At 71.3% G+C, this 24,893-nt stretch carries 24 protein-coding genes; 13 read left to right on the plus strand and 11 right to left on the minus strand.

From position 1 onward, the window contains the following. The first annotated feature begins 32 nt into the window (after positions 1-32). Complete coding sequence (locus IF04_RS0103910) at positions 33-548, plus strand: MaoC family dehydratase (protein ID WP_030250854.1); 516 nt, start codon at positions 33-35, stop codon at positions 546-548. A gap of 4 nt (positions 549-552) precedes the next feature. On the opposite strand, the gene IF04_RS0103915 is transcribed toward IF04_RS0103910, so the two are convergent. Then, positions 553-936, minus strand: a complete 384-nt coding sequence (locus IF04_RS0103915) for a hypothetical protein (RefSeq protein ID WP_030250856.1) — start codon at positions 934-936, stop codon at positions 553-555. A 291-nt stretch (positions 937-1,227) separates the two neighbouring features. On the opposite strand from IF04_RS0103915, the gene IF04_RS0103920 reads away from it, so the two are divergent. Continuing rightward, positions 1,228-2,598 carry an MFS transporter gene (locus IF04_RS0103920; protein ID WP_030250859.1) on the plus strand — a complete coding sequence of 457 codons (1,371 nt, stop codon included), beginning with the start codon at positions 1,228-1,230 and terminating at the stop codon, positions 2,596-2,598. Between the two features lie 3 nt (positions 2,599-2,601). Here IF04_RS0103920 and IF04_RS0103925 read toward each other — a convergent pair whose 3' ends face one another. Beyond that, the gene (locus tag IF04_RS0103925) at positions 2,602-3,177 is read right to left on the minus strand and encodes a CGNR zinc finger domain-containing protein (RefSeq protein ID WP_030250861.1); all 576 of its coding nucleotides are present in this window, start codon (positions 3,175-3,177) and stop codon (positions 2,602-2,604) included. A 103-nt stretch (positions 3,178-3,280) separates the two neighbouring features. Here IF04_RS0103925 and IF04_RS0103930 point away from each other — a divergent pair, with 103 nt between their 5' ends. Beyond that, on the plus strand, positions 3,281-4,471 hold the full coding sequence (locus IF04_RS0103930; RefSeq protein ID WP_030250865.1) for an epoxide hydrolase family protein: 1,191 nt from the start codon (positions 3,281-3,283) through the stop codon (positions 4,469-4,471). On the opposite strand, the gene IF04_RS0103935 is transcribed toward IF04_RS0103930, so the two are convergent. The 8 genes from IF04_RS0103935 to benA all read right to left on the minus strand — a co-directional run bounded on the left by IF04_RS0103935 (position 4,444) and on the right by benA (position 14,501). Beyond that, positions 4,444-6,411, minus strand: a complete 1,968-nt coding sequence (locus IF04_RS0103935) for a helix-turn-helix domain-containing protein (RefSeq protein WP_037958246.1) — start codon at positions 6,409-6,411, stop codon at positions 4,444-4,446. The genes IF04_RS0103930 and IF04_RS0103935 overlap by 28 nt on opposite strands. A 62-nt stretch (positions 6,412-6,473) precedes the next feature. After that, positions 6,474-7,271: a 3-hydroxybutyrate dehydrogenase gene (locus tag IF04_RS0103940; RefSeq protein WP_030250871.1), complete on the minus strand. Its 798-nt coding sequence runs from the start codon at positions 7,269-7,271 to the stop codon at positions 6,474-6,476. An 83-nt stretch (positions 7,272-7,354) separates the two neighbouring features. Beyond that, positions 7,355-7,984 carry an alpha-ketoglutarate-dependent dioxygenase AlkB gene (locus IF04_RS0103945; protein ID WP_030250874.1) on the minus strand — a complete coding sequence of 210 codons (630 nt, stop codon included), beginning with the start codon at positions 7,982-7,984 and terminating at the stop codon, positions 7,355-7,357. Positions 7,985-8,035: 51 nt separating this feature from the next. Beyond that, positions 8,036-10,786: a helix-turn-helix transcriptional regulator gene (locus IF04_RS0103950; protein WP_078599813.1), complete on the minus strand. Its 2,751-nt coding sequence runs from the start codon at positions 10,784-10,786 to the stop codon at positions 8,036-8,038. A gap of 31 nt (positions 10,787-10,817) precedes the next feature. After that, positions 10,818-11,603 carry a 1,6-dihydroxycyclohexa-2,4-diene-1-carboxylate dehydrogenase gene (locus tag IF04_RS0103955; RefSeq protein WP_030250878.1) on the minus strand — a complete coding sequence of 262 codons (786 nt, stop codon included), beginning with the start codon at positions 11,601-11,603 and terminating at the stop codon, positions 10,818-10,820. After that, the gene (benC, locus tag IF04_RS0103960) at positions 11,600-12,610 is read right to left on the minus strand and encodes a benzoate 1,2-dioxygenase electron transfer component BenC (RefSeq protein WP_030250882.1); all 1,011 of its coding nucleotides are present in this window, start codon (positions 12,608-12,610) and stop codon (positions 11,600-11,602) included. Before benC ends, IF04_RS0103955 begins: the two co-directional genes overlap by 4 nt. A gap of 32 nt (positions 12,611-12,642) precedes the next feature. Continuing rightward, entirely contained in the window at positions 12,643-13,146 is a 504-nt protein-coding gene (benB, locus tag IF04_RS0103965; protein ID WP_030250885.1) for a benzoate 1,2-dioxygenase small subunit, read from the minus strand. Further along, positions 13,143-14,501 (minus strand): benzoate 1,2-dioxygenase large subunit, encoded by a 1,359-nt coding sequence (gene benA / locus IF04_RS0103970; RefSeq protein WP_030250888.1) that lies wholly within the window; start codon positions 14,499-14,501, stop codon positions 13,143-13,145. Before benA ends, benB begins: the two co-directional genes overlap by 4 nt. Before the next feature lie 228 nt (positions 14,502-14,729). Here benA and IF04_RS0103975 point away from each other — a divergent pair, with 228 nt between their 5' ends. The 7 genes from IF04_RS0103975 to IF04_RS0104005 are packed head-to-tail and all read left to right on the plus strand — an operon-like array spanning position 14,730 to position 20,143. Beyond that, positions 14,730-15,659 (plus strand): LysR substrate-binding domain-containing protein, encoded by a 930-nt coding sequence (locus tag IF04_RS0103975; RefSeq protein WP_030250891.1) that lies wholly within the window; start codon positions 14,730-14,732, stop codon positions 15,657-15,659. Then, positions 15,640-16,743, plus strand: coding sequence for a mandelate racemase/muconate lactonizing enzyme family protein (locus IF04_RS0103980; RefSeq protein ID WP_030250894.1), 1,104 nt, complete (start codon positions 15,640-15,642; stop codon positions 16,741-16,743). Before IF04_RS0103975 ends, IF04_RS0103980 begins: the two co-directional genes overlap by 20 nt. Before the next feature lie 47 nt (positions 16,744-16,790). Then, positions 16,791-17,645: a catechol 1,2-dioxygenase gene (gene catA / locus IF04_RS0103985; protein ID WP_030250897.1), complete on the plus strand. Its 855-nt coding sequence runs from the start codon at positions 16,791-16,793 to the stop codon at positions 17,643-17,645. A gap of 2 nt (positions 17,646-17,647) precedes the next feature. Next, the gene (gene catC / locus IF04_RS0103990) at positions 17,648-17,929 is read left to right on the plus strand and encodes a muconolactone Delta-isomerase (RefSeq protein WP_030250900.1); all 282 of its coding nucleotides are present in this window, start codon (positions 17,648-17,650) and stop codon (positions 17,927-17,929) included. An 11-nt stretch (positions 17,930-17,940) separates the two neighbouring features. Beyond that, positions 17,941-18,696, plus strand: coding sequence for a CoA transferase subunit A (locus tag IF04_RS0103995; RefSeq protein ID WP_030250903.1), 756 nt, complete (start codon positions 17,941-17,943; stop codon positions 18,694-18,696). Next, positions 18,696-19,352, plus strand: a complete 657-nt coding sequence (locus tag IF04_RS0104000; RefSeq protein ID WP_030250907.1) for a CoA transferase subunit B — start codon at positions 18,696-18,698, stop codon at positions 19,350-19,352. Before IF04_RS0103995 ends, IF04_RS0104000 begins: the two co-directional genes overlap by 1 nt. After that, the gene (locus IF04_RS0104005; RefSeq protein WP_051830667.1) at positions 19,349-20,143 is read left to right on the plus strand and encodes an alpha/beta fold hydrolase; all 795 of its coding nucleotides are present in this window, start codon (positions 19,349-19,351) and stop codon (positions 20,141-20,143) included. Before IF04_RS0104000 ends, IF04_RS0104005 begins: the two co-directional genes overlap by 4 nt. A 48-nt stretch (positions 20,144-20,191) precedes the next feature. Here the strand turns inward: IF04_RS0104005 and IF04_RS0104010 are convergent, their stop codons facing one another. Continuing rightward, positions 20,192-21,538, minus strand: coding sequence for an acyltransferase family protein (locus IF04_RS0104010; RefSeq protein ID WP_078599815.1), 1,347 nt, complete (start codon positions 21,536-21,538; stop codon positions 20,192-20,194). Positions 21,539-21,694: 156 nt separating this feature from the next. On the opposite strand from IF04_RS0104010, the gene IF04_RS0104015 reads away from it, so the two are divergent. From IF04_RS0104015 to IF04_RS0104025, 3 genes are all read left to right on the plus strand, one after another. Further along, the gene (locus tag IF04_RS0104015; protein WP_030250917.1) at positions 21,695-22,357 is read left to right on the plus strand and encodes a TetR/AcrR family transcriptional regulator; all 663 of its coding nucleotides are present in this window, start codon (positions 21,695-21,697) and stop codon (positions 22,355-22,357) included. A gap of 195 nt (positions 22,358-22,552) precedes the next feature. Beyond that, positions 22,553-23,917 carry an MFS transporter gene (locus IF04_RS0104020; protein ID WP_030250920.1) on the plus strand — a complete coding sequence of 455 codons (1,365 nt, stop codon included), beginning with the start codon at positions 22,553-22,555 and terminating at the stop codon, positions 23,915-23,917. Between the two features lie 104 nt (positions 23,918-24,021). Further along, positions 24,022-24,891: a shikimate dehydrogenase gene (locus tag IF04_RS0104025; RefSeq protein WP_030250924.1), complete on the plus strand. Its 870-nt coding sequence runs from the start codon at positions 24,022-24,024 to the stop codon at positions 24,889-24,891. Positions 24,892-24,893: the final 2 nt, after the last annotated feature.

Below are 24,893 nucleotides of genomic sequence, written 5' to 3' on the forward strand. Positions count from 1 at the left end.
CAGGGCCGTCAGTAGCGTCATACCGTGCTCGCATGACAACGACGGTTACGGGTGGGGCGGACTTCGCGGCGCCGAGCACCGAGCGGTACTTCGAGGACTACGTGCCGGGCGCTGTGTACACGTACGGGAGCGTCGTGCTCAGCGAGGAGGAGATCCTCGACTTCGCGCGGCGGTTCGACCCGCAGAGCTTTCACACGGACCCCGAGGCGGCGGCGGACGGGCCCTTCAAGGGGCTGATCGCGAGTGGCTGGCACACGAGTGCGGTGATGATGCGGCTCTACGCCGATCACTTCGTGAGCAAGGTGGCGAGCCTGGCGTCGCCCGGGGTGGACGAACTGCGCTGGGTACAGCCGGTGCGGCCGGGGGACGCGCTGTCGATCCGTACGACGATCCTGGACGCACGAGTGTCCCGGTCCAAGCCGGACCGGGGCATCGTGCGGACGGGGATCGAGGTGCTCAACCAGCGGGGCGAGCCGGTGCTGACGCTGACGGCGATGAACTTCTTCGCCCGTCGGCCGGCCCGGTCCGCACCCTCTGCACGGTCCTAGGGTCCTAGCGGCTCTCCAGGCGCAGCTGGACCTCCTCCTCCTGGTCACCCGCCGCCGTGCCGGCGACCGACACGACGAAGGCGGGCAGCAACGCCTTCCGCAGCTCGTCCACCGCCTGGTAGCCGCCCTGCAGCGAGATCGTGCAGGGGGCCGAGAGCGGGGTGGGGCCCGGCATGTCGCGGGGGCGCTTCACCTCGAAGGTCGCGGTCCACACGCTCGGTCCCGCCCCGGACGTCTCGTGCGGCACGTCGTCTGCCTCGCGGTCGGAGGCGAAGGACGTCCGCAGCGCGCCGAAGATGGCCGCTGCGTCCTCCGGCCTGCATCCGCTGCACTCGACCGTGACCTCCTGCGCGTGTTCCGCCTGCGTCTCCTGGTGCGCGCTGTCCACTGTGCAACCTTCCTGTTCGAGCCGTACGCGGATACCGTCCCCTTCCAGGCTCACCCCGCGGCATCGCCTGTGCGACCGGAAGGGGCGGGTGTCCCTCGCATTGTCACTCGCCCAGCGGTACGCGGGCGAACACCCCGCGCTCCCGGGCGTGCTGCCCGGCATGGCCGCGGGCCGCACACCCCGGCCGGGAAGTGTGGGGCGCGGCCACATACGCGGCGTGGGCAGGGCTTCCTACCGTGTGGCGACATCGCACCGCCTTCCCCGTCCGCCTTCCCGGTCCGGAGTGAGACCATGTCCGCCACAGCGCACGTTCCACCCACCCCCGCCGGCCTGCGGCGCATCGTCGCCGCCAGCCTGATCGGCACCACCGTCGAGTGGTACGACTTCTTCCTCTACGGGTCGGCCGCCGCGCTGGTCTTCAACAAGCTGTTCTTCCCGGAGTCCGATCCGCTGGTGGGGACGCTGCTGTCGTTCCTGACGTACGCGGTCGGGTTCGTCGCTCGGCCCATCGGCGCGCTGGTCTTCGGCCACTACGGCGACAAGCTCGGCCGCAAGAAGCTGCTGGTGCTGAGCCTGCTGATGATGGGCGGGGCGACGTTCGCGATCGGGCTGCTGCCCACGCACGCCACGGTCGGCTCGGCGGCGCCGCTGCTGCTGACGCTGCTGCGGCTGGTCCAGGGCTTCGCGCTGGGCGGCGAGTGGGGCGGCGCCGTGCTGCTGGTCAGCGAGCACGGGGACGCGCGGCGGCGCGGCTTCTGGGCGTCCTGGCCGCAGACGGGCGCGCCGGCCGGGCAGCTGCTGGCGACCGGGGTGCTGGCGGCGCTGACCGCGCTCCTCCCGGACGCGGCGTTCGTGTCGTGGGGTTGGCGGATCCCGTTCCTGCTGTCCGGCGTTCTCGTGCTGGTCGGACTGTGGATCCGGCTGTCGGTGGACGAGTCGCCGGTGTTCAAGGCGGCGCTGGCGCAGGCGGCGGCCCGCAAGGGCGAGGAGCGGGCGGCCGAGAAGCTGCCGCTGGTCGCGGTCCTGCGGCACCACTGGCGGGACGTGCTGATCGCGATGGGCGCGCGGATGGCCGAGAACATCTCGTACTACGTGATCACGGCGTTCGTCCTGGTCTACGCCACGTCCCACTCCGGGCTGTCCCAGCAGACCGCGCTCAACGCCGTACTGCTCGCCTCCGTACTGCACTTCGCGGTGATCCCGGCGTGGGGCGCGCTCTCGGACCGGATCGGGCGTCGCCCGGTGTACCTCATCGGGGCGCTGGGCGTGGCGGCCTGGGCATTCCCCTTCTTCGCCCTGGTCGACAGCCGGAACTTCGGGCTACTGCTGCTCGCGGTGAGTGTCGGGCTGGTCTTCCACGGGGCGATGTACGCGCCGCAGGCGGCCTTCTTCGCGGAGATGTTCGCGACGCGGATGCGGTACTCGGGCGCGTCGATCGGCGCCCAGTTCTCATCGGTCGCGGCAGGCGCGCCGGCGCCGCTGATCGCCACCGCGCTGCTGGCGGACTACGGCAGTTCCACGCCGATCTCCCTGTACGTCATGGGCGCGGCGGTGCTGACGCTGATCGCGCTGTACGCGGCGAAGGAGACCCGGCAGCGGGACTTGTCGGCGATCGAGCCGGAGCCCTCGGCGGCGAAGGAGGGCTTGGACGTACCGAGCTGACGCTCACTCCACCGATCCGGGTTTTTTGCGCTGATTGGCATTGAAGCGCGCTTTCTTCTGACGATTCCCGCACGTGTTCATGTCGCACCATTTGCGAGTGCGACTTTGACTGGTGTCGAAGAAGGCGGCTCGGCAGGTGGGTGAGGCACACAGGGCCAGTTTTCCGTCTCGTTCGCCCGCGATGATGCTGATCGCGTCGGCGGCGATCACGCCGAGGGCATCCTCCACGCAGGAAGCCGAGCCGAGCCGCCATCGTCGCTCACCGTCGGGCGTCAGGATCGCCGCGGCCCGACCCTGAGCGCTGCAGTCATTGATGACTTGGACAGCAGACACAGGGAGAGCGTCCTGGGTCGCGGCCGCTGTCGCGGCGGCATGAATCGCCTCCCTCAGTTCCCGGGCGCGGTCGAGCTGGGCAGCGGTGCAGGAATCCACTGCGAGGCCGTTCACTGCCAGCCAGTCGACGAGTCGGTGCGGCACGGGAATGCGCTCCACGGCGTCGCCATGACGCTCCGACAGAGTCCCCGTGAAGCTGGTCGCCAGCACATTACCGAGGCGGAAGTCAGGGAACGCAGCACGCATGGAACCACCTTAGCCGGTTGCGACGCGACTCGGGGAACTGCTAGAACCGCCTTAGCCGGTTCACGATGGGTCGTAGCCGGTTCCGCGACGGCCAGGAGGTCTCATGCCCCGCCCGACCAGCGACGTGCAAGCATTTGAAGCCCACGCGACCGACGCCGACCTCGACGATCTGCGCGCGCGACTGGCCGCGGCGCGGCTACCGGAGGCCGAGACGGTCCATCGCGCCGCGCCCGGCCCTCGCCGATGGGAACAGGGCGTTCCGCTCGCCGACCTCGTCGATGTCGTGAACTACTGGCGCACCGGGTACAACTGGCGGTCGTTCGAGGAGCGCATCAACCGCATCGGCCAGTTCCGCACGACCATTGATGATCTGGGAATCCACTTCCTGCACCGCCGGTCCGCGCGCGCGGATGCCACTCCTCTGCTCTTGACGCACGGTTGGCCGGACAGCATTGTCCGGTTCATCGATGTAGTGGACGAGCTGGCGGATCCGAAAGATGCGGACGCGCCGGCGTTCCACGTCGTGGTCCCGTCGCTGCCGGGATTTGGCTACAGCGACAAGCCGGCCACCACCGGGTGGGGAACCGAAAAGATCGCGGCCGCCTGGGTGGAGCTGATGGGAAGGCTCGGCTACAGCAAGTTCCTCGCGCATGGCGGTGACTGGGGAGGGAATATCACCACGGTTCTCGGCGGCAGGTTCCCGGCCCACGTTCTCGGCATCCACACGACGTTCGCGGAGGGGCCGCCCGGGTTGACGACGGACGGGCTGACGGCGGCCGAGCGCGAGTGGGTCGAGGACACCCGCCACTTCTGGCGTCACCGCGCGGCGTACGCGAAGCTGCAGGCGACCCGACCGCAGACCATCGGCTACTCGCTCGTCGATTCGCCGGTCGGGCTACTTGCCTGGATCCTTGACAAGTTCGCCGAGTGGTCGGACACCGAAGACAGCCCGTTCGAGACGATTTCCAAGGATCGCATTCTGGACAACGTCACTCTGTACTGGCTGACGCGGTCCGGCGCATCGGCGGCCCGTATTTACTACGAAAGCCACAACTCGCTGGACCCCGAACTCCGGGTCGACGTCCCGTCTGCAATCAGTGCCTATCCCCGCGACGTCGAGAAGTGTCCGCGCCCCTGGGCACAGGAGCGGTACCGGCAGATCGTGCGGTGGGGGTTGCCCGAAGCCGGCGGACATTTCCCGTCGCTGGAGGTTCCCGAGTATTTCGTCAAGGATCTGCGAGAGGGCCTCGCGGCAGTGCTGGCCGCTCAGTCTCCGAGTGCCGCAGACAACTGATGCAACCGCAAAGCCAATTGAATCTCCAGCGCCCGGGACGGCGACTGCCAGTCCGGCCCCAGCAGCCGGCCGATGCGGTCCAGGCGTTGGGCGACCGTGTTGACGTGTACGTGGAGGGCGTCCTTCGTACGGGCCGGGCTCATCCCGCTGTCGAAGTACGCGCGCAGCGTGCGCAGCAGCTCCGTGCCGCGGCGCGCGTCGTAGTCGGCGACCTCGCCGAGCGTGCGGCGGACGAAGCCGTCCACGTCCCGGCCGTCGGCCAGCAGCAACCCGAGGAAGCCGAAGTCCTCGGCGGCGGCGCCCTGCCCGGCGCGGCCGAGGACCCGCAGCGCCTCCCGGCAGCGGCGGGCCTGCGCATAGGCGGCGGCGACTGCGGCAGGCTCCGCGGCCGGGGCCGGTACGGGCGCAGAGGCACCGACGGTGACCGGGGCCTGGACGGCGGCGCCGAGCTGGCGGGCGACCCGCCTGGCAGCCTCGCCCGGCTCGCCGCCGCCCGCATCGCCGTCCCGGTCCAGCGGCAGCAGCAGGACCACGCCCGCGTCCCGGGCAGCGGCCAGCCCCTGCCGGGTCGCGGCCAGGTGGGAGGCCGCTGACCACAGCCGCTGCCGGGCGGTGGCCCCGGGGCCACCGGCCCGGACCGCGCCGTCAGCCGGGACCGGCCCCTCGCACGACGGATCCTCCACACGAGCCGCGAACACCACATGCGGTACGTCCAGATCGGCGGCGACCCGCGCCGCGCGCTCGCGCAGCAGCCGCGGGTCGCGGTCCGGGGCTTCCAGCAGGTCGTCGAGGAGTTCGCCGCGTACCCGCTGCTCGGCCTCGCCCGCGGTGCGGTGGGCGAGCAGCAGGAGGGAGGTGACCATGGCGGCGCGTTCCAGGGTGCGCTGGTCGACGGGGTCCAGGCGGGGGTGGCCGCGCAGTACGAGGGCGCCGAGCACCTCGCTGCCGGAGCGGACGGCGGCGACCCAGTCGTCGCCGTCGCGCACGGCGTGGCCGTCGGCGCGGGAGCGGTCCAGGGCGTCGGCCGGTACCCGCTCCGCGTCGGTGAACTCCACTGTTCCGTCGAGTACTTCGGCGACGGCCGCGGCCACGTCCTGTACTCCGCCACCGCGCAGCACCAGCTCCGCGAGCCGGTCGTGAACCTCCGACGCGCGCTCGATGACGCCGCTGCGGTCACGGATGATCTCGTTGGCGGCCTCCAGCTCGGTCATCGCCTTGCGGGTCTCGGCGAGCAGGTTGGCGGTGTCGATGGCGACGGCCGCGTGTGCGGCGTGCGCGGAGAGCAGCGCGATCTCGGCGTGGTCGAAGACGCGGACGCGGCGGTCGGCGGCGAAGAGTACGCCGATGACGCCGCTGCCGAGCTTGAGCGGTACGCCGAGGATGGCGACCAGCCCCTCGTCCCGTACGCCGGTGTCGATCGCCCGGGTGTGCTGGAAGCGCGGGTCGTCGAAGTAGCTGTCGGTGACGTAGGGGCGGGCGGTCTGCGCGACCAGGCCGCCGAGCCCCTCCCCCATGCCCAGTCGCAGCTGCTGGAAGCGGGCTGAGACCGAGCCGTCGGTGACCCGCATGTACGTGTCGCCCTCGACGGGGTCGTTGAGGGTCATGTACGCGGTCTCGGTGCCGAGCAGGGAGCGGGCCCGCTGGACGATGGCCCGCAGCACGGCGTCCAGGTCGCGCAGTCCGGCCAGGTCATGCGCGGTCTCGTACAGCGCGGACAGCTCGGCCTCGCGGCGGCGCCGGCCCTCCAGCTCGGTGCGGACGCGCAGTGCGAGCAGCTTGGCGTGTTCCAGGGCGGCCAGCCGCTCGGCGGAGGCGCCGGCGGCGCGGGCGCGCAGTACCGCGCGTTCGAAGTCCTCGGCGGGCGCGCCGGTGGCGAGCAGGTCGAGGAAGGGGGTCTCGGCCGGTTCGGCGGACGGCTCGGCGGGCTGCTGAGGTGGCATGGACCTAGGGATACCTCCGGTACGCCGCAGTGCGCCAGCGCCGGAGGCGGCTTCCCCCGAGGTCAGTGCGCCGTCCATCCGCCGTCCATGGCCAGCGAGGTGCCGGTGATGAACGATGCCTGGGGGCTGCAGAGGTACGCGACGGCGTCGGCGACCTCGGCCGGCTCGACCAGCCGTTTCACGGCGGAGTCGGCGAGCAGGACCTCGGTGAGCACCCGCTCGGCGGGGATGCCGTGTGCCTCGGCCTGGTCGGCGAGCTGCTTTTCGACGAGCGGGGTGCGGACGTAGCCGGGGTTGACGCAGTTGGAGGTGACGCCGTGCTCGGCGCCCTCCAGGGCGGCCACCTTGGAGAGTCCCTCCAGGCCGTGCTTGGCGGCGACGTAGGCGGACTTGTAGGGCGAGGCGCGCAGGCCGTGCACGGAGGAGATGTTGACGATGCGGCCCCAGCCTTGCTCGTACATGTGCGGCAGCGCGCCGCGCACCAGGCGGAAGGGGGCCTCCAGCATGACCTTCAGTACGGTCGCGAAGACGTCGGGCGGGAAGTCCTCGATGGGGCGGACGAGCTGGATTCCCGCGTTGTTGACGAGGATGTCGGCGCCGGCGGCGGTCTCCTCGGCGGCGTCGAGGTCGGTGATGTCGAGGGTGATCTGCTGGAGCGTGCCGGGCAGGTCCGACGCCTGCTTCGCGAGTCGGGCGAGCCCGTCGGCGTCCCGGTCGAGCGCGCGGACGGTGGCGCCGGCCGCGGCCAGCCGCAGTGCGCAGGCGGCGCCGATGCCACTGGCCGCGCCGGTGACGAGTGCGGTGCGGCCCCCGAGGTCGGGGCCTGCGACGTCGGTGCCTGGAGTGGAGGTGGCGCTCATGGGCGCCACCTTAGGCAGCGCGCGGTGCGGTACCGATGTGGGGCGGGACCACAAGACGCGGCCCGAGCATGTGTGCGGGGCCCTCAGCGGACGCCGCGGGGGCGGAACTGGACGCTGATGCGGGGGCCGACCGGGCGGGCCGTTTTGGGGATGGCGTGGTCCCAGGTGCGCTGGCAGGAGCCGCCCATGACGATCAGGTCGCCGTGCCCGAGGGGGCGGCGGACGGTGGCTCCGCCGCCGTCCCGGGGTCGCAGCAGCAGCGACCGCGGCTCACCTACGGAGACGATCGCGACCATGGTGTCCTGGGTACGGCCGCGGCCGATGCGGTCGCCGTGCCAGGCGACGCTGTCCTCGCCGTCGCGGTAGTAGCAGAGCCCGGCCGTGCGGAACGGTTCGCCGAGCTCGGCGGCGTAGTGCGCGCTGAGCGCGTCGCGAGCCTCGGCGAGCACCGGGTGCGGGAGCTCCTCGTCCTCGCCGTAGTGGCACAGCAGCCGGGGGACGTCGACGACGCGCTCGTACATCTGGCGCCGCTCGGCATGCCAGGGGACGGTGCCGACGAGCTCGTCGAAGACCGCGTCGGCGCCGGTCAGCCAGCCGGGCAGCACGTCGATCCAGGCGCCGAGCCCGAGGTCCGTGCGTGCGATGCCGTCCAGCGGGCCGAGTCCGGTCTCGTCGGCCGCGGCGAAGAGCGAGCTCTGCAGATGCGTGGACATGCATTCAGCGTACGCCGTGTTCGAATTTTTGTACGAATACCGTCCACAAGGTCAGGAGTCGCGGAACACCGCCGCGAGCTCTCCCCGCGACCGCACCCCGACCTTCGCGTACACATGCGTCAGGTGGTACTGCACGGTCTTCACCGACAGGAACAGCTCCGAGGCGACCTGGCCATTGCTCATCCCGCGCGCGACCAGCCGGGCCACCGCCCGCTCCTGTGCGGTGAGCCGGGAGAAGTCCTCCGCGCCGCCCCGTTTCAGCCCGCCCGCCTGCAGCTCCCGCTCGCAGCGCTCGACATACGTGCGCGCGCCGAGCAGCACGTAAGCCTCCCGGGCGTTCTGCAGCAGCGCGTCCGCCTCCTTGCGCTTGCCCGCGCGGCGCAGCGTCTGCCCGTACGCGTAGTTCACCCGCGCCCGGTCGTACGGCAGCGGCAGCTGCTCCAGGTGGGCCAGCGCGCCTTCGAAGTGGGCGCGCGCCGCGTCCAGGTCGCCCTCGGTGCCGGCGATCCGGCCGCGTACGTAACCGAGCCTCGCCATCGTGGAGCAGTGGCCGCGGTCGGCGGCCAGCTCCTCGAAGGGCCGCAGGAAGGCATCGGCCTCGGGCACCCGGTTGGTCATCACCAGCGCGTTGGCGTAGACGTCCTGCCAGGGCCAGAAGCCGGGCTCGTCGATGCCCTCGCGGTGCCGCAGCCGCAGGACGGGCTCCAGCGCCGCGGTGACCCGTTCGTACTGGCCGCGGGCCTCGGCGACCTGGGCGCGGGCCAGGCAGGCGGGTACCACCATCGCCTCGTAGTGCTGCATGTCGGCGGTGGCCTGGCGGGCGTGGTGGTAGGCGGTGGGCCAGTTGCCGCGCAGCGCGTGGATCTGGGCGCCGGTCCAGTGCACGAGCGGACGCAGCAGCTCCATGCGGGCCTCGGAGACCTGGGCGGCGGCCCGGTCGGCGGTCCGCAGCGCGTCGGACCAGGCGCCGAGCGCGAACTGGGTACGGGCGAGCCAGGCCTGCGCCCACAGGGAGATCCGCAGCGAGCCGCCGCGGATGCCGGTCGGCACGGCACCCTCCAGCTCGCACCGGGCCGCCTCCGGGTCGTCCAGTGCCAGGTCCATCCAGCCGCGGCCCATCTGCACGCGCTGGGACTGGGCACCGCTGGAGATCCGCGCGAGGACGTCGTCGTAGGCGTGTGCGGCCTCCTCGGGGCGGCCCATGGCGGCCAGCCCGAGGCCGAGAATGGCCTCCGATTCCACGGCCGAGGGCTCCATCGGGCCGACCAGGTCGACGGCCTTGCGTGCCCAGTGGACGAGCTCGGCGGGGTGTGCGCGGCCGAGCGAGTGCAGGACCCGGCGCTGGCAGATGGCGGCGGCGAGCTCGGGCCGGCGGGCCGGGTCGCAGCGTTCCCAGGCGTGCGTCAGATACACCTCGGCCTCTTCGGGCCGGCCGCGGGTGATCGCCAGATAGCCGAGTACGGAGTCGCGCTGGGCGGTGGGTGGGAAGCTCTCCAGTTCGGCGGCGAACGTCTCGGCCTGCGGCCGGTCCCCCGCCCCGACCAGCGCGTCCACGGCGCGCAGCAGCCGGTCCCTGCGGGTGGCGCGGGCCGGGCTGAGCCGGCTGGCGGCGACCAGCGCGCCGGCCACCTGGGACCAGGCGCCCTCGGCGGCCCGGTCGGCGGCGAAGCGGTCCAGGTCGTCGGCGAGCTCGGCGTCGGCGGCGGGGGTCGCGGCGACGCGGTGCATCAGGCGGCGGCCGTGGTCCTCGACGGTCCCGGCGGCGCGCCGGTGCAGGTCGCCGCGTTCGACGAGGCCGAGCGCGCCGTGCACGGCGGCCCGTACGAGGGGGTGCGGGAAGGTGAGGAGGGTGAGCCCGGGGCCGTCGGTGCGGGTCAGCAGCCCGGCGGCGCAGGCCTCGTCGACGGCGGCGAGCGGGTCCGCGACGCCGGACAGCTCGGCGGCCTCCGCGAACGGCACCGACTCCCCCAGCGCCGCGCATGCCTCGATGAGGGTACGGGCCCGGTCACCGCAGCCGTCGAGGTGGCGCTGCACGGCCGAGGCGTACCGCCGCGGCGCGGGCAGGGCCGGCTGCCAGTCCCGCCAGATGCCGGGCGGTACTTCCTGCAGCAGGTCGGTGATGTGCAGCGGGTTGCCGCGGGTGTGGCGGCACAGGATGCGCGCCGCGGCGAGCGAGAGGTCGATCCGGGCGGCGCTCCAGGCGAGGCCCTGCACGTCCTCGGGGGTGAGCGGGCCGAGGCGCAGCGCGCTGTCCCGGCACGCGGCGAGGAAGTCCAGTACGTCGACGGGGAGCTGGTGCAGCCGGTCGTCGGCGGCCAGCAGGACGACCAGGACCTGCTCGGTGGACATCCGGCGGACGGCGGAGGCGGCGGCGCGCAGCGAGGCGGCGTCCGCCCAGTGGGCGTCGTCGATGACGACGACCAGGGCGTCCTGGCCGCGTCGCTCGTTCCAGATCTCGTGGAGGCGGTGGCCCGCGGCCACCGGGTCGCGTTCCGGTACGAGCGTGCCGCCCGCGGCCTTGGCGAGCTGTTCCGCGACGCCGAGGTCCAGGCCGTTCTCCCAGCGGACGCCGTTCGCGCGGTGGACGCGGACCGCCTGCTGCCCTGCCAAGAAGTGGTCGACGAGGGCCGTCTTGCCCATGCCGGACGCCCCCTCGACCAGGACGATCGAGGGGTGCCCGGCGCGGGCGGCGGCCAGCAGGCGGTCCAGGGCTGCCAGCTCGGCCTGCCGGCCGGCGGGGCCCCGCCGGCCCGTCTCGCGGGCGCCGTCCGGAAGGGGGCTCGCGCCGCTGTGATCGTCCATCGGTTTTCACCTTAGCGGCCGCGCACAGCCCTCATCCCTGGTCGCCACCGGCCACCGGCAGCACGGAACCGGTGATGTAGGACGCCTCGTCGGAGGCCAGGAAACAGATCGCGGCGGCCTGCTCCTCAAGCTTCCCGTACCGCTTGAGCAGGGAGGACTCCACGGTCTGGTCGACGATCTGCTGGTACCAGGCGCGTTCCTGCTCGTCGGCCGCCGCGGGGCCGCGGGCCACCCGGCGGGGCGGTGCGTCGGTGCCGCCGGGCGCGGTGGCGACGACGCGGATGCCGTACGGGGCTGCCTCCAGCGCCAGCGCGGAGGTGATGCCGTTGACGCCGCCCTTGGCCGCGGCGTACGGGACGCGGTTGACGCCGCGGGTGGCCACCGAGGAGACGTTCACGATCGTGCCGGAGCGCTGTGCGATCAGGTGCGGGAGCACCGCGTGGCAGGTCCACAGCGTCGGGACGAGCGAGCGCTGCACCTCGGCCCGGATCTGCTCGGGCGTGTAGTGCTCGTAGGGCCTGGCCCAGATGGTGCCGCCGACGTTGTTGACCAGGACGTCGATCCGGCCGCCGAGCGCCCGGTGCGCCTCGCTGACGGCCCGCTCGGCGCCTTCGTACTGCTCCAGGTCGGCGGTGACTCCGTGGGCGCCCCCCTTGCCGAGCTCTTCGGCCAGCTCCAGGACCAGTTCGGAGCGGTCCACGAGCGCGACCTCGGCGCCCTCGGCGGCCAGCCGGCGCGCCACACACTCGCCGATGCCCTGGGCCGCACCGGTGACCACGGCCTTCTTGCCGGCGAACCGGCCGGGGAAGTGCGTCATCGGGCGGCGCCGACGAGGTCACTGGCTCCGGTAGGAGCGAACTTCTCGTTGTGGAAGTTGGCGGGTGTGACGCCCTGCCGCCGGAGGTGGTCGCGTACGCCTTCGACCATGGGCGGCGGCCCGCATACGTACACGTCCACGTCACCGTCGTGGAGGTGCTTCGGCTCCAGCCGCTCGGTGACGTACTCCTTCACGCAGGTGTCGTAGGTGAATCCGGGGATCACCGCGGCGTAATCGGCGAGCGTCTCCAGGCGGACCAGATCGCGCTCGGACGAGACGCCGTACACCAGGTGGACGGGGTGCCCGGGCGGCTGTGTGGTCAGCTTCTCCAGCATCGAAAGCAGCGGGGCGAGTCCGGTGCCGCCCGCCAGCAGCAAGGCGGGCCGCGTGAGTTCACGCAGATAGAAACTGCCCATCGGGCCGGTGAATTCGAGGCGGTCGCCGATCTCGGCACGGTCGCGCAGATAGCCCGACATCGCGCCGTCCTCGGTGAGGCGGACGAGGAAGGAGACCAGCCCCTCGGCGGGCCCGTTGCTGAACGAGTACGACCGGGTGACGTCCGTGCCGGGCACGGCGACATTGACGTACTGGCCGGGAAGGAAGGCCAGCGCGTCGCGGTCATCGAGTTCCAGCGTGAAGGCGACGGTCGTCTCGGAAAGGTGCTCCAGCCCGACGAGGGTGGCCCGATGGCTGACGGCCGCCGTCTTCGCGGCGTCCGACGTGGTGGGGATGCGGAGCACCAGGTCGCTCTGCGGGGTCATCTGACAGGGCAGCGCGTACCCCTGCGCGGCCTCCTCGTCGGTCAGCGCCTCCTCGATGTAGTCGCCGCCGTCGTAACTTCCGCTCTCGCAGAGGGACTTGCAGGTGCCGCAGGCGCCGTCGCGGCAGTCGAGGGGGATGTTGATACGTGCCTTGTACGAGGCGTCGGCGACGGTTTCGTCCGGTCCGCAGGTGACGAACCGCGTGATGCCGTCTTCGAAGGCCAGGGCGACCTGATAAGTGCTCATGGTGAACTCGCTTCGGGGGGAAGGGCGGATGATCAGATGTGGTAGATGTCGACCACGTGATGAATGCAGTCGTTCTTCAGAACGACCTTCTTCTTCCTGATCAGTGGGGTCTCGCCCGAGAAGTCGATGGTGTAGAACGACGTCCCGAAGTACGGGTCGATGTTCTGGTAGCGGTAGTACAGCGTGTGCCAGTTGAAGCGGACGTCGATCTCGGCGCCGCGGCGCTCGGCGACCTCCACGTTGGCGATGTGGTGGCCGGTGCGCGGCTCGGGGAGGCTGGTGGCGCTGGAGCGGTCCGTGCGGATGCGGAAGACCCGGTCCTCCAGGCCGCCGCGGTTGGCGTAGTAGATGAGGGAAATCTCGGTCTGGGGATCGCGGGTCAGCTCGTCGTCGTCCGCCCAGGCCGGCATCCAGAATTCGACGTCCGGGTGGTAGCACTCCAGCCACTTCTCGAACTCGCGGTCGTCGAGGTAGCGGGCTTCGCGGTAGAGGAACTGGCGGATGTCCTCAACCGAGATGTCAGTGGTGGTCGTCATGCCGTCGCTCCGTCCTCGGCCGCCACCGCGCGGCGCATGGTGTCCAGCCAGTAGCCGTGCTGGATCGGGTAGAGGGTCTCGTCCTCGGTGCGCGCGCCGCTGGCGATGGGGTGGATGCCGAGCTTCTTGGCGTCCTCGTCCGGGCCCTCGATCCTGTGGGCGACGCCGCGGCTGAGGTCGTTCCAGGGCGCGGCCTCGGCCAGGTAGGTCTTCTGGCAGGAGCGGAACTCCTCCAAGTCGTCCGGGGTGGCCATGCCGGTGGCGTTGAAGAAGTCCTCGTACTGGCGGATGCGGTTGGCGCGGGCCTCGGCGCTCTCGCCCTTGGGGGCGATGCAGTAGATGGTGACCTCGGTTCTGTCCACGGAGATCGGGCGGAAGTGCCGGATCTGGGAGCTGAACTGGTCCATCAGATAGACGTTCGGGTACAGGCAGAGATTGCGCGAGTACTCGATCATCCAGTCGGCCTTGTCCTCGCCGAACTCCGCGACCAGCTCGTCCCGGCGCTCGTTCAGCGAGCGGTTGGAGGGGTCCTCCCAGCGGGTCCACAGCAGCAGATGGCCGTGCTCGAAGGAGTAGTAGCCGCCCTTCTGGCGGGCCCAGCTGCCGGCGTCCATGTTCTTGGTGTCGTTGGCGGACTCGCCGGAGGAACGGCGGGCCGTGGTGGCCGCGTAGTTCCAGTGGGTGGCGGAGACGTGGTAGCCGTCGGCGCCGTTCTCCGCCTGGACCTTCCAGTTGCCGTCGTAGGTGTAGGTGGAGGAGCCGCGCAGCACCTCCAGGCCCTCCGGGGACTGGTCCACGATCATGTCGATGATCTTGGCGGCCTCGCCGAGGTGCTCGGTGAGCGGCAGGACGTCCGGGTTGAGGCTGCCGAAGAGGAAGCCGCGGTAGTTCTCGAAGCGGGCGACCTTCGTCAGGTCGTGCGAGCCGTCCTTGTTGAACTGCTCCGGGTAGCCGGCGCCGCGGCCGTCCTTGACCTTCAGCAGCTTGCCGGAGTTGTTGAAGGTCCAGCCGTGGAACGGACAGGTGAAGGTGGTGCGGTTGTCCGTCTTGCGGCGGCAGAGCATCGCGCCGCGGTGGCTGCAGGCGTTGATCAGGGCGTTGAGCTCGCCGTCCTTGCTCCGCGAGAGCACCACGGGCTGGCGGCCGATGTACGTCGTGAAGTAGTCGCCGACCTCGGGGATCTGCGTCTCGTGGGCGAGGTACACCCAGTTGCCCTCGAAGATGTGCTTCATCTCCAGCTCGAAGATCTCCTCGTCCGTGAAGATCTTCCGGCGCGCCCGGTGGATGCCGTTCTCCTCGTCCTCCACCAGGGCGTCGTCCAGGATCGCCCGGGTGCCGGCCGACGTCTGCGTCATGGTCCCTCCAAACCTGCGTGCACGGCCCCCGTCCTGGGGCTCACGTCCGCTTTTCAGCACCATGACAGGGCGGTTAAGCCGCCACCCCGGGCATTTCCCCAGGGTTCACCCAGGGCCTCATCCATATCCCTTGCATATCAATCGGCCGGAAATGAGTATTTCTCTCGTCTGAGAACGGCTGCCTACGATGAGCCGCATTCCGGCGGCAAAGCAGCCAAGGAGGCTCTCATGGAACTGCGCCACCTGCGCTATTTCGTCGCCGTCGCCGAGACCCGTCATTTCGGCCGGGCCGCGGAGAACCTGCACATGGCACAGCCACCGCTGTCCCAGGCGATCCGGCAGCTCGAGGCGGATCTCGGGGTCGAGCTCTTCACCCGTACCACCCGCCAGGTGGCCCTGACCGGGGCCGGCGAGGTCTTCCGTACCGACGCGGTGCGCATCCTGCAGTCCGTCGACGAGGCGACCACCCGTGTGCGCCGCTTCGCGAAGGGCGCGGAGGGCATTCTGCGGCTGGGCCTCACCGGAACCGCCTGCTACAGGCAGCTCCCGGAGATCGCCCGGCTGGTCAAGGAGGAGATGCCGGGGGTGGCACTGGAGATCCACACCGAGCTGCTGACCCCGGCGCAGGAGCTGGCCCTCAGCGAGAACCGCCTCGACGTGGGCATGCTCCGGCCGCCGGTGCGCCAGGAGGGCATCGTCTGCCGGGAGGTCGCCCGGGAGCCGCTGGTACTGGCGGTCCCCGAGGACCACTGGCTGAGCGACGCGGAGAGCGCCGAGGTCGGTCAGCTGCGCCACGAGAACTTCATCATGTACGCGGCGAGCTCCCGCTCCGTCGTCAATGACGCAGTCACCAGGAGCTGCCTCGCGGCGGGCTACTACCCGCACTGCGCACACGATGTCACCGAGACCTCGACCGCGCTGGCGCTCGTCGCCGCCGGCCTGGGGATCGCCCTGCTCCCCGACTCCGTCCGCTCGGTCTCCCGCGACGGCGTCGTCTTCAAGCCCCTCCGGGACGCGGAGACCGTCGGACTCGCCCTCGCCTGGCGCGAGAAAGACGCCTCTCCCCTGCTGGAGACGCTGATCGGCGTCCTGGAGGCGCACGACGTCTTCGTCGCGGCACCACCCATTGAGGACTCGCATGAAAATCACCGCAGTTGAGGCGATACCGTTCGCCATCCCGTACACCAAACCGCTCCGCTTCGCGAGCGGGGAAGTGCACGCCGCCGAGCACGTTCTCGTACGGATCCACACCGACGAAGGAGTGACCGGCACCGCCGAGGCGCCGCCGAGGCCCTTCACCTACGGCGAGACCCAGGAGTCCATCGTCGCGGTGCTCGAGAAAGTCTTCGCGCCGCAGATCCTGGGCCTCGCCCCGACGGCGCGCGAGGCCGTGCACGCCCGGCTGAACCGTACGGTCGGCAATCCCGCCGCCAAGTCGGCCGTGGACATGGCACTTTGGGACATCATCGGACAGTCCGTGGGCCTGCCCGTCACCGAACTGCTCGGCGGCTGCACCGACCGGATGCGCGTCTCGCACATGGTGGGCTTCGCGCCGCCGGAGCAGATGGTCGCCGAGGCGCAGCGCATCCGTGACACGTACGGCATCACCACCTTCAAGGTGAAGGTCGGCCGTCGTCCCTTCATGCTCGACGTCGAGGCGTGCCGGGCGCTGCGCGAGGGGCTCGGCGACGAGGTGGAGCTGTACATCGACGGCAACCGCGGCTGGACCGCGTCGGAGTCGGCCCGCGCGCTGCGCGCCATGGACGGCCTGGACCTCACCCTCGCCGAGGAGCTGTGCCCCGCCGACGACGTCATGGGCCGCCGCTGGCTGGTGTCGCACACCGACATCCCGTTCGTCGCCGACGAGAGCGCCACCCGCCCCGGCGAGGTGACCCGCGAGCTGCTCGGCGGCTCGGCGACGGCCATCAGCATCAAGACGGCCCGTACCGGCTTCACGTACTCCCAGCGCGTCCACCACCTCTGCGAGGGACTGGGTGTCGAAGTCGTGATGGGCAATCAGATCGATGGTCAGATCGGCACGTTGTGCACGGCGGTCTTCGGATCGGCGTACGAGCTGACGTCCCGTCGGGCCGGGGAGCTGTCCAACTTCCTCGACATGAGCGACGACCTGCTGGCCGAGCCGCTGCGGATCGAGGACGGCACGCTGCGGGTCCGCGAGAGCGCCGGACTCGGCATCGAACTGGACCCGGAAAAGCTGGCCCGGTACCGCCAGGACGGCTGAACGACAGGACAGCTGAACCACAAGAGGACGACAAGAGGAGCAGAGCCATGACTGACACCACCACTCAGGCAACCGCCGCCGCGTCCGGCGCCTCCGCCACCGAGGCGTTCCGGCAGAAGCAGCGGTCCGAGGCCGACGCCGGCCAGGAGCGCGTCAACGCCCTTGCCACCGAGGTCATTTCCGCGGTCCACGACGTCATCCGCCGCCACAAGGTCACCTACGCCGAGTACGACGCGCTGAAGGCGTGGCTGATCGGCGTCGGCCAGGACGGCGAGTGGCCGCTCTTCCTCGACGTGTGGATCGAGCATGTCGTCGAGGAGGTCGCCAACGAGAACCGCGAGGGCAGCAAGGGCACCATCGAGGGCCCCTACTACGTCCCCGACTCGCCGAAGCACGAGGCGGAGACGACCCTGCCGATGCGCGAGAACGAGGCGGGCACCCCGCTCCTCTTCCAAGGGCAGGTCACCGACGTCGAGGGCAAGCCGCTGGCCGGCGCGCACGTGGAGATGTGGCACGCCGACGACGACGGGCTGTACTCGCAGTACGCGCCGAATCTGCCGGAGTGGAATCTGCGCGGCACCGTCGTCGCCGACGACCAGGGCAACTTCAAGATCCACACGATCCAGCCCGCGCCGTACCGGATCCCCACCGACGGCTCCTGCGGCAAGCTGATCGCCGCCGCCGGATGGCACGCCTGGCGCCCCGCGCACCTGCACCTGAAGGTGTCCGCGCCCGGCCACCAGCTCATCACCACGCAGCTCTACTTCCAGGGCGGCAGCCACGTCGAGGACGACATCGCCTCGGCCGTGAAGCCCGAGCTGATCCTCGACCCGAAGCCCGCCGCGAGCGGCGCGGGCAACGAGGTCACGTACAACTTCGTCATGGACCGGGCGGAGGTCTGAGCATGCTGTTCGCAGTGAAGATGGACGTGAACATCCCCACCGACCTGGATCCCGAGGTCAAGGCCGACACGATCGCCCGCGAGAAGGCGTACTCCCAGGAGCTCCAGAAGGCCGGGAAGTGGCCGCACATCTGGCGGTGCGTCGGCCAGTACTCCAACCTCAGCATCTTCGACGTCGAATCCAACGACGAGCTGCACGACATCCTCTGGGGCCTGCCGCTCTTCCCGTACATGTCCATAGAGGTGACGCCGCTGGCCGTGCACCCCTCCGACATCAACGCGTGACGGAGCGGTCCATGGACAAGGTCGTGGCCACCGCCGCTGAAGCGGTGGCGGACGTAAGGGACGGCGCCTCGTTCGCCGTCGGCGGTTTCGGGCTCAGCGGCGTCCCCGACGTGTTGATCCAGGCGCTGTACGAGACCGGCGCCGGCGGGCTGCGCGTGGTCTCCAACAACTGCGGCGTGGACGGCGGCGGCCTGGGCATCCTGCTCGCCGCCGGCCGGATCGCCCGGGTGACCGGCTCCTACGTCGGCAACAACAAGGAGTTCGCCCGCCAGTACCTCGCCGGGGAACTGGAACTGGAGCTCACCCCGCAGGGCACGCTCGCCGAGCGGCTGCGGGCCGGCGGCTGCGGCATCCCGGCGTTCTTCACCCCGGCCGGGGTGGGCACGGACGTCGCGGACGGCGGCATGCCGCTGCGGTACGCGGCGGATGGTGGCGTGGCCAAGGCGTCGCCGCCCAAGGAGGTACGCGAGTTCGACGGCATGCCGTACGTGCTGGAGCGCGGCATCACCACCGACTTCGCGCTCGTCCGGGCCGCGAAGGGCGACCGGCACGGCAACCTCGTCTTCCACAAGGCCGCGCGCAACTTCAACCCGCTCGCGGCGATGGCCGGCAAGGTCACCGTCGCGGAGGTGGAGGAGCTGGTCGAGCCGGGTGTGCTGGACCCGGACGAGGTGCATCTGCCGGGCGTGTTCGTCCAACGGGTGGTCGAGCTGACGCCCGCTCAGGCGGCGGACAAGCAGGTCGAACGAAGGACGGTGCGCGCCTGATGGGCTGGACCAGGGAAGAGATGGCCGCGCGGGCCGCGGGCGAGCTGCGCGACGGCGACTATGTGAACCTCGGCATCGGGCTGCCCACGCTGGTGCCCAGCTATCTGCCCGAGGGTGTGGACGTGGTGCTGCAGTCCGAGAACGGGCTGCTGGGCGTCGGCCCGTACCCGGCCGAGGACGAGGTCGACCCGGACCTGATCAACGCGGGCAAGGAGACCGTCACGGTCCTCCCCGGCGCGGCGTTCTTCGACTCCGCGCTCCCCTTCGGCATGATCCGCGGCGGCCACATCGACACCGCGATCCTCGGCGCGATGCAGGTCTCCGCCCGCGGTGACCTCGCCAACTGGATGATCCCGGGGAAGATGGTCAAGGGCATGGGCGGCGCGATGGACCTCGTGCACGGCGCCCGCCGGGTGGTCGTGGTCATGGACCACACCGCCAAGGACGGCAGCCCGAAGATCGTCGAGGACTGCTCCCTGCCGCTGACCGGCCGGGCCTGCGTCCACCGGATCATCACCGACCTCGGCGTCCTGGACGTGACGGAGGACGGTCTCGTACTGGTGGAGACGGCGCCGGGCGTCCCGCCGGAGGAGATCGTCGCGCGTACGGATGCGCCCGTACGGCTGCTCGCGACGCACACTCAGGAGGGCGCGTGACGTCGCTGCCCCATCACGTACTGGACGGCCCCGAGGACGCGCCGCCAATCGTCCTCGGGCCCTCCCTCGGCACCTCGCTCGCCGTCTGGGAGCCGCAGCTCGCCGAGCTCGCCCGCACCCACCGCGTGCTCCGCTTCGACCTGCCGGGCCACGGCGGTACGCCCGTGAGCGTGCTGCCCGACCCCACGCCCGGCAGAACGACCGTCGCCCATCTGGCCCGGCTCGTGCTGGACGTGGCCGAGCACCACGGCTGGGGGACGTTCCACTACGCTGGGATCTCGCTCGGCGGCGCGATCGGCGCGTATCTGGCGGTGCATCACACCGACCGGCTCGCCTCGCTCGCGATGATCTGCTCCTCGGCCCGCTTCGGCGACCCGGCGGGCTGGCGGGAGCGCGCCGCTTCGGTGCGCGAGCACGGCACGGCGGCGATGCTGCAGCCCACGCCGGGCCGCTGGTTCGCCGATCCCAGTACCGCCGCGGGCCCGCGCGGCACCGCCCTGCTGGGCGATCTCGCCGCCGCGGACCGGGCCGGGTACGCGGCCTGCTGCGACGCGCTGGCCGGCTACGACGTACGGTCCGAGCTGTGGTCGGTTTCCGCGCGCACGCTCGTCGTCGCCGGGCGCCAGGACCCGGCGACGCCGCCCGCGCACGCCCGGGAGATCGCCGACGGGGTGCCCGGCGCGGCCCTCGTCGAGGTCGCGGGCGCCGCCCATCTGGCGGGGGTCGAGCGGCCGGACGCGGTGAACGCGGCGCTGCGGGTGCATCTGGACGCGGCGACGCGCGGGCACTGACGGTGCGTCACCTCGCGCGCCCCCGCCGACGGTGCGTCACCGCACGCGTCACCCCAGCGCGGCCGGCCGCGCCCCGCGCTGCTCGCCCCGGGGCAGCGGAAGGCCGCCCAGCGGTCCCGCGAGTACCCGTCCCACGCGCTGGCCCGGCAGTTCGACCAGCCGGTGCGCGAGCATGGCCAGCGGCAGCAGCAGGGCGAGGTAGGCGGCCATCAGCAGCGGTGTGTCGTGCTGCTGCCACGGCACGGCCAGGTCGCACACCTCCAGGACGAGCGGGTGCAGGAGGTAGAGCGAGTAACTGAGCACGCCGCAGTGGGCGAGCCAGCGCGGTACGCGGTGCCGCCGCAGGGCCATCGCCGCGCCGAAGGTCAGCAGCGCGAGCCCGGCCGTGACCGCCCAGATCCGCACGGCGGACTCCGGGTTGCTGCCGCCCGTGACCGCGTCCGGACGGGATCCGATGTGCAGCGCGGCGGAAAGCACGGCGGCCGCGAGCACGGTGGCCGCCACGGCCGGCCCGGCGGCCCTGCCGAGCTGCCCGCGCTCCATCCTGTACAGCACGGTCCCGGTGAACATCAGGGACAGCAGCGCGATCCCCTGCCAGGGCGGGATGCGGCCGTTGAAGAGGATCAGGACCGCGGCCAGCGCGCCCCCGAGCAGCGCACCGGCCCGGTTCCACGGCGCCCGCCCCAGGGCCACGGCGCACAGCGCGACGGCCGCCCCGAGCGCGGTCGCCGCGATCACCGTCGTGCCGCCCAGCCCCCGCGACAGCGCCGCGACGGGCAGCATCCCGCCTGCCGCGATGCCGAGCGCGGCCAGGCCCAGGGCCATTGACGCGGAGCGCCGGTGCAGTCGCAGCGCGAAGAGCGCCGCGACCAGGAAGTAGAACACCATCTCGTACGAGAGGGTCCACAGCACATTGATCGCGTTGGGCACCCCGAGCAGGTCCTGCAGCATCGTCCCGTGCGCGACCAGGGCGCTCAGCGGGTCGCGCTCCCCCAGCCCCTCGCGCAGCCTGCCCGGTCCCCACAGGACGAGGAGCGCCGTGGCCGCCAGCGCGACGCACAGCAGCGGGCAGAGGCGGCAGATCCGGCCGACCCAGAAGCGGCGCAGCGAGCCGCTCCGCTCCAGGGAGGCCGGGATGATGTAGCCGCTGACCAGGAAGAAGACGATGACGCCGTACGTACCGGGGTTGACGTACCGCAGCACGGTGGCGGACAGCTCGGGCAGATAGCGCGGCCCCGCATGGTGCAGCGCGACCATCAGCGCCCCGATGCCCCGCAGCGCGTCGAGCCACGCCAGCCGCCGGTCAGGGCCCGGTCCCGGTCCCGCGCCCGGCAGGTCGGGCACGTGTGCCGGGCGGTGCGAATGGGAGGACTGCAGCCATGCCACATCACTCATCGTCACACCGTACGTACGTTGCGTGGCGATCGCACGTCGAGCTGACGCTGCATCAGTCGTACGGGTCACGGACGGCCGCCCGGGGCCCTCGCCACACACCGGAGGGGTCTGCCTAGACTGGGCCGACCAGTGGACCGTTCGCGAGGAGCCAGCCGTATGACCGCCGTTCACCCGCCGGCCCGTGCCGCAGGGCGGCAGCGCGACGCGGCGCGGACCCGGGCGGAGATCCTCAAGGTCGCGACGGAGGAGTTCGCGCGGCAGGGGTACACGGGAGCGCGGGTGGATGAGATCGCGGCCCGCATCCACACCACGAAGCGGATGATCTATTACTACTTCGGCAGCAAGGAGCAGCTCTTCACGGCCGTACTGGAGCACGCGTACGCGGGCATCAGGCAGCAGGAACAGGAGCTGGACGTCGAGCACCTGGATCCCGCGGCGGCCATCCGGCGGCTGGCCGAGCTCACCTTCGACCACCACGAGGCGCACCCGGACTTCATCCGCCTGGTGAGCATCGAGAACATCCACGAGGCGGAGCACATCACCGCCTCGGAGACGATCGGCCGGCTCAACTCGCCCGCGATCGAGGTGATCGGGCGGATTCTCGACGAGGGCCGCGCGCAGGGCGTGTTCACGGCGGACGTGGACGCGATCGACCTGCACGCGATGATCAGCTCGTTCTGCTTCTTCCGGGTCGCCAACCGGCACACCTTCGGCGCGCTCTTCGCGCGCGACCTGACGGCGGCGGACCGCCGGGAGCACTACCGCACGATGCTCGGCGACATGGTGCTCGGCTATCTGACGGGCGACCACGCCCGCTGACCGGGTGACACCGCCCCCGGAGACCGGGTGACCGGCCCCTCACCCATCGCCACGTGCGGAAATTGTTTCCGCCAGATGTCTTGACAGTGTCCTGCGGGGGATTGAGGATCGCTGCAATTAACTACCTAGTGAGTTAACCCGCAGCCCGCCGCCACCCGTCAAAGACGCGGGTGGCCGTCCCCCCGTGGAGCAGGCATGTCCGCTCTCTCGTCCGAGGCCGGGGCCCCGCCCCCCGCCCGGCCGCGCAAAGCCGCCGTCGCCGCCTGGATCGGCAGCGCGCTGGAGTACTACGACTTCTTCATCTACGGCAGCGCCGCGGCGTTGGTCTTCCCGAAGATTTTCTTCGATCCGTCCGATCCGGCGACCGCGACGCTGATCTCGCTGGCGACCTTCGGTGTCGCCTACGCGGCCCGCCCGATCGGCGCGCTCTTCCTGGGCCACTACGGCGACCGGCTCGGCCGCCGCAAGATCATGGTCTTCACCCTGATGCTGATGGGCCTGTCGACCTTCCTGATCGGCTGTCTGCCGACATACGCGCAGGTCGGAACCGCAGCCCCGGTCCTGCTCGTCCTGATGCGCGTGCTGCAGGGCCTCTCCGCCGCCGGTGAGCAGGCCAGCGCCAATTCCATGACGCTGGAACACGCGCCCGAGCACCGACGGGGGTACTACACGAGCTTCGCGCTCAACGGCACCCAGGCGGGCCAGATCATCGCCACTCTGGTCTTCATCCCCGTGGCCGCGCTCCCCGAGGAGCAGCTCTACACCTGGGGCTGGCGCCTCCCGTTCCTGGTCAGCGTGGCCGTTACGGCTGCCGGGTACCTCATCCGGCGCAAGCTCACGGAGACCCCGGTCTTCGAGCAGGCCGCGGCCGACGACGCGGTGGCCAAGCTGCCGCTCGCGGACCTGCTCCGCAACCACTGGGCCGACGTACTGCGAGTGATCGCGGCCGCCCTGATCGCCACCGTCAGCACGATCTTCTCGGTCTGGGCCCTGGCGTACGCCATCAGCGACGCGGTCGGCCTGGACAAGTCGGCGATGCTCTGGGTCGGCGTGCTCTCCAACGCGGTCGCGCTGCTCGCGATCCCGCTGTGGGCCAAGCTGTCGGACCGGATCGGCCGCAAGCCGGTCTTCCTGATCGGCTCGCTCGGCTCGGCCGTCATGATCTTCGTGTACCTGTGGGCCGTCTCGACCGGCAGCTACCCGCTGGTCTTCCTCACCGGCATCGTCTTCTTCGGCGTGGTCTACAGCGCCGCCAACGGCATCTGGCCCTCGTTCTACGGCGAGATGTTCCCGACCCGGGTCCGGCTCTCCGGTATGGCCATCGGCACCCAGATCGGCTTCGCGGTCGCGGGCTTCGCTGTGAGCATCGCCGAGCGGATCGCCGGGTCCGGCGGCAGCAACTGGGTCGGAGTGGCCACCTTTACTGCCGGGACCTGCGTGATCTGCTCCCTCGCCGTACTGACCGGCCGGGAGACCTACCGCGTGCCGACCGCGCTGCTCGGCGAGAAGCCGGAGCAGGCGAAGGACCGCGGCGACCTGGCCGGCGCCACCTCCGTCTGACCGGCGCCGGTCCCGGAGGGCCGCGGGTCGCCCTTTCCCCCGCGGCCCTCCGCCGCCATAATTAACTATCTAGTACGTTCATAACGCACCACCAGGGAGTCGCGTTGTCCACGCCCTCGTATCTCACCGGCCTCATCGGATCCGGCATCGGCCCCTCGCTGAGCCCGGCCCTGCACGAGCGGGAGGCCGACCGGCACGGCCTGCGGCTGCTCTACCGGACGCTCGACATCGACACGCTGGGCGTACCGGCCGAGTCCGTCGGCGAGCTGATCCGCGCCGCGCGTAGCCTCGGCTTCGATGGACTCAACATCACGCACCCCTGCAAGCAGCTCGTGATCCCGCACCTGGACGAGCTGTCCCCCGGCGCGGCCGAGCTGGGCGCGGTCAACACCGTCGTCTTCCAGGGCGGCCGGACGGTCGGCCACAACACCGACGTCACCGGCTTCACCCAGTCCTTCGCGCGCGGCCTGCCCGGCGCCGCGACCCGCGAGGTCGTCCAGATCGGCGCGGGCGGCGCCGGCTCCGCCGTCGCGCACGCCATGCTCTCGCTCGGCACCGACCGGCTCGTCCTCGTCGACACCGACGCGGTACGAGCCGGGGCGCTCGCCGAATCCCTCAATACCCGCTTCGGCGCCGGCCGCGCCGCCACCGCCACCCCGGACGAGCTGGCCGCCGTACTGCCCGGCGCCGACGGCCTGGTGCACGCCACGCCCACCGGCATGGCGGCCCACCCCGGCCTCCCGCTCCCGGCCGGGCTGCTCCGCGCCGACCTGTGGGTCGCCGAGGTCGTCTACCGCCCGCTGGAGACCGAACTCGTCCGTACCGCACGGGAGTTGGGCTGCCGGACGCTGGACGGCGGCGGCATGGCCGTCTTCCAGGCCGCCGATGCCTTCCGGCTCTTCACCGGCCGGGAACCGCACGCCGAAGAGATGCTCGCCGACCTCGCCGACCTGGTCGGCGCGGCCGCGGTCTGAGG

The sequence above is a fragment of the Streptomyces violens genome, assembly GCF_000717745.1.
GTDB lineage: Bacteria > Actinomycetota > Actinomycetes > Streptomycetales > Streptomycetaceae > Streptomyces > Streptomyces violens.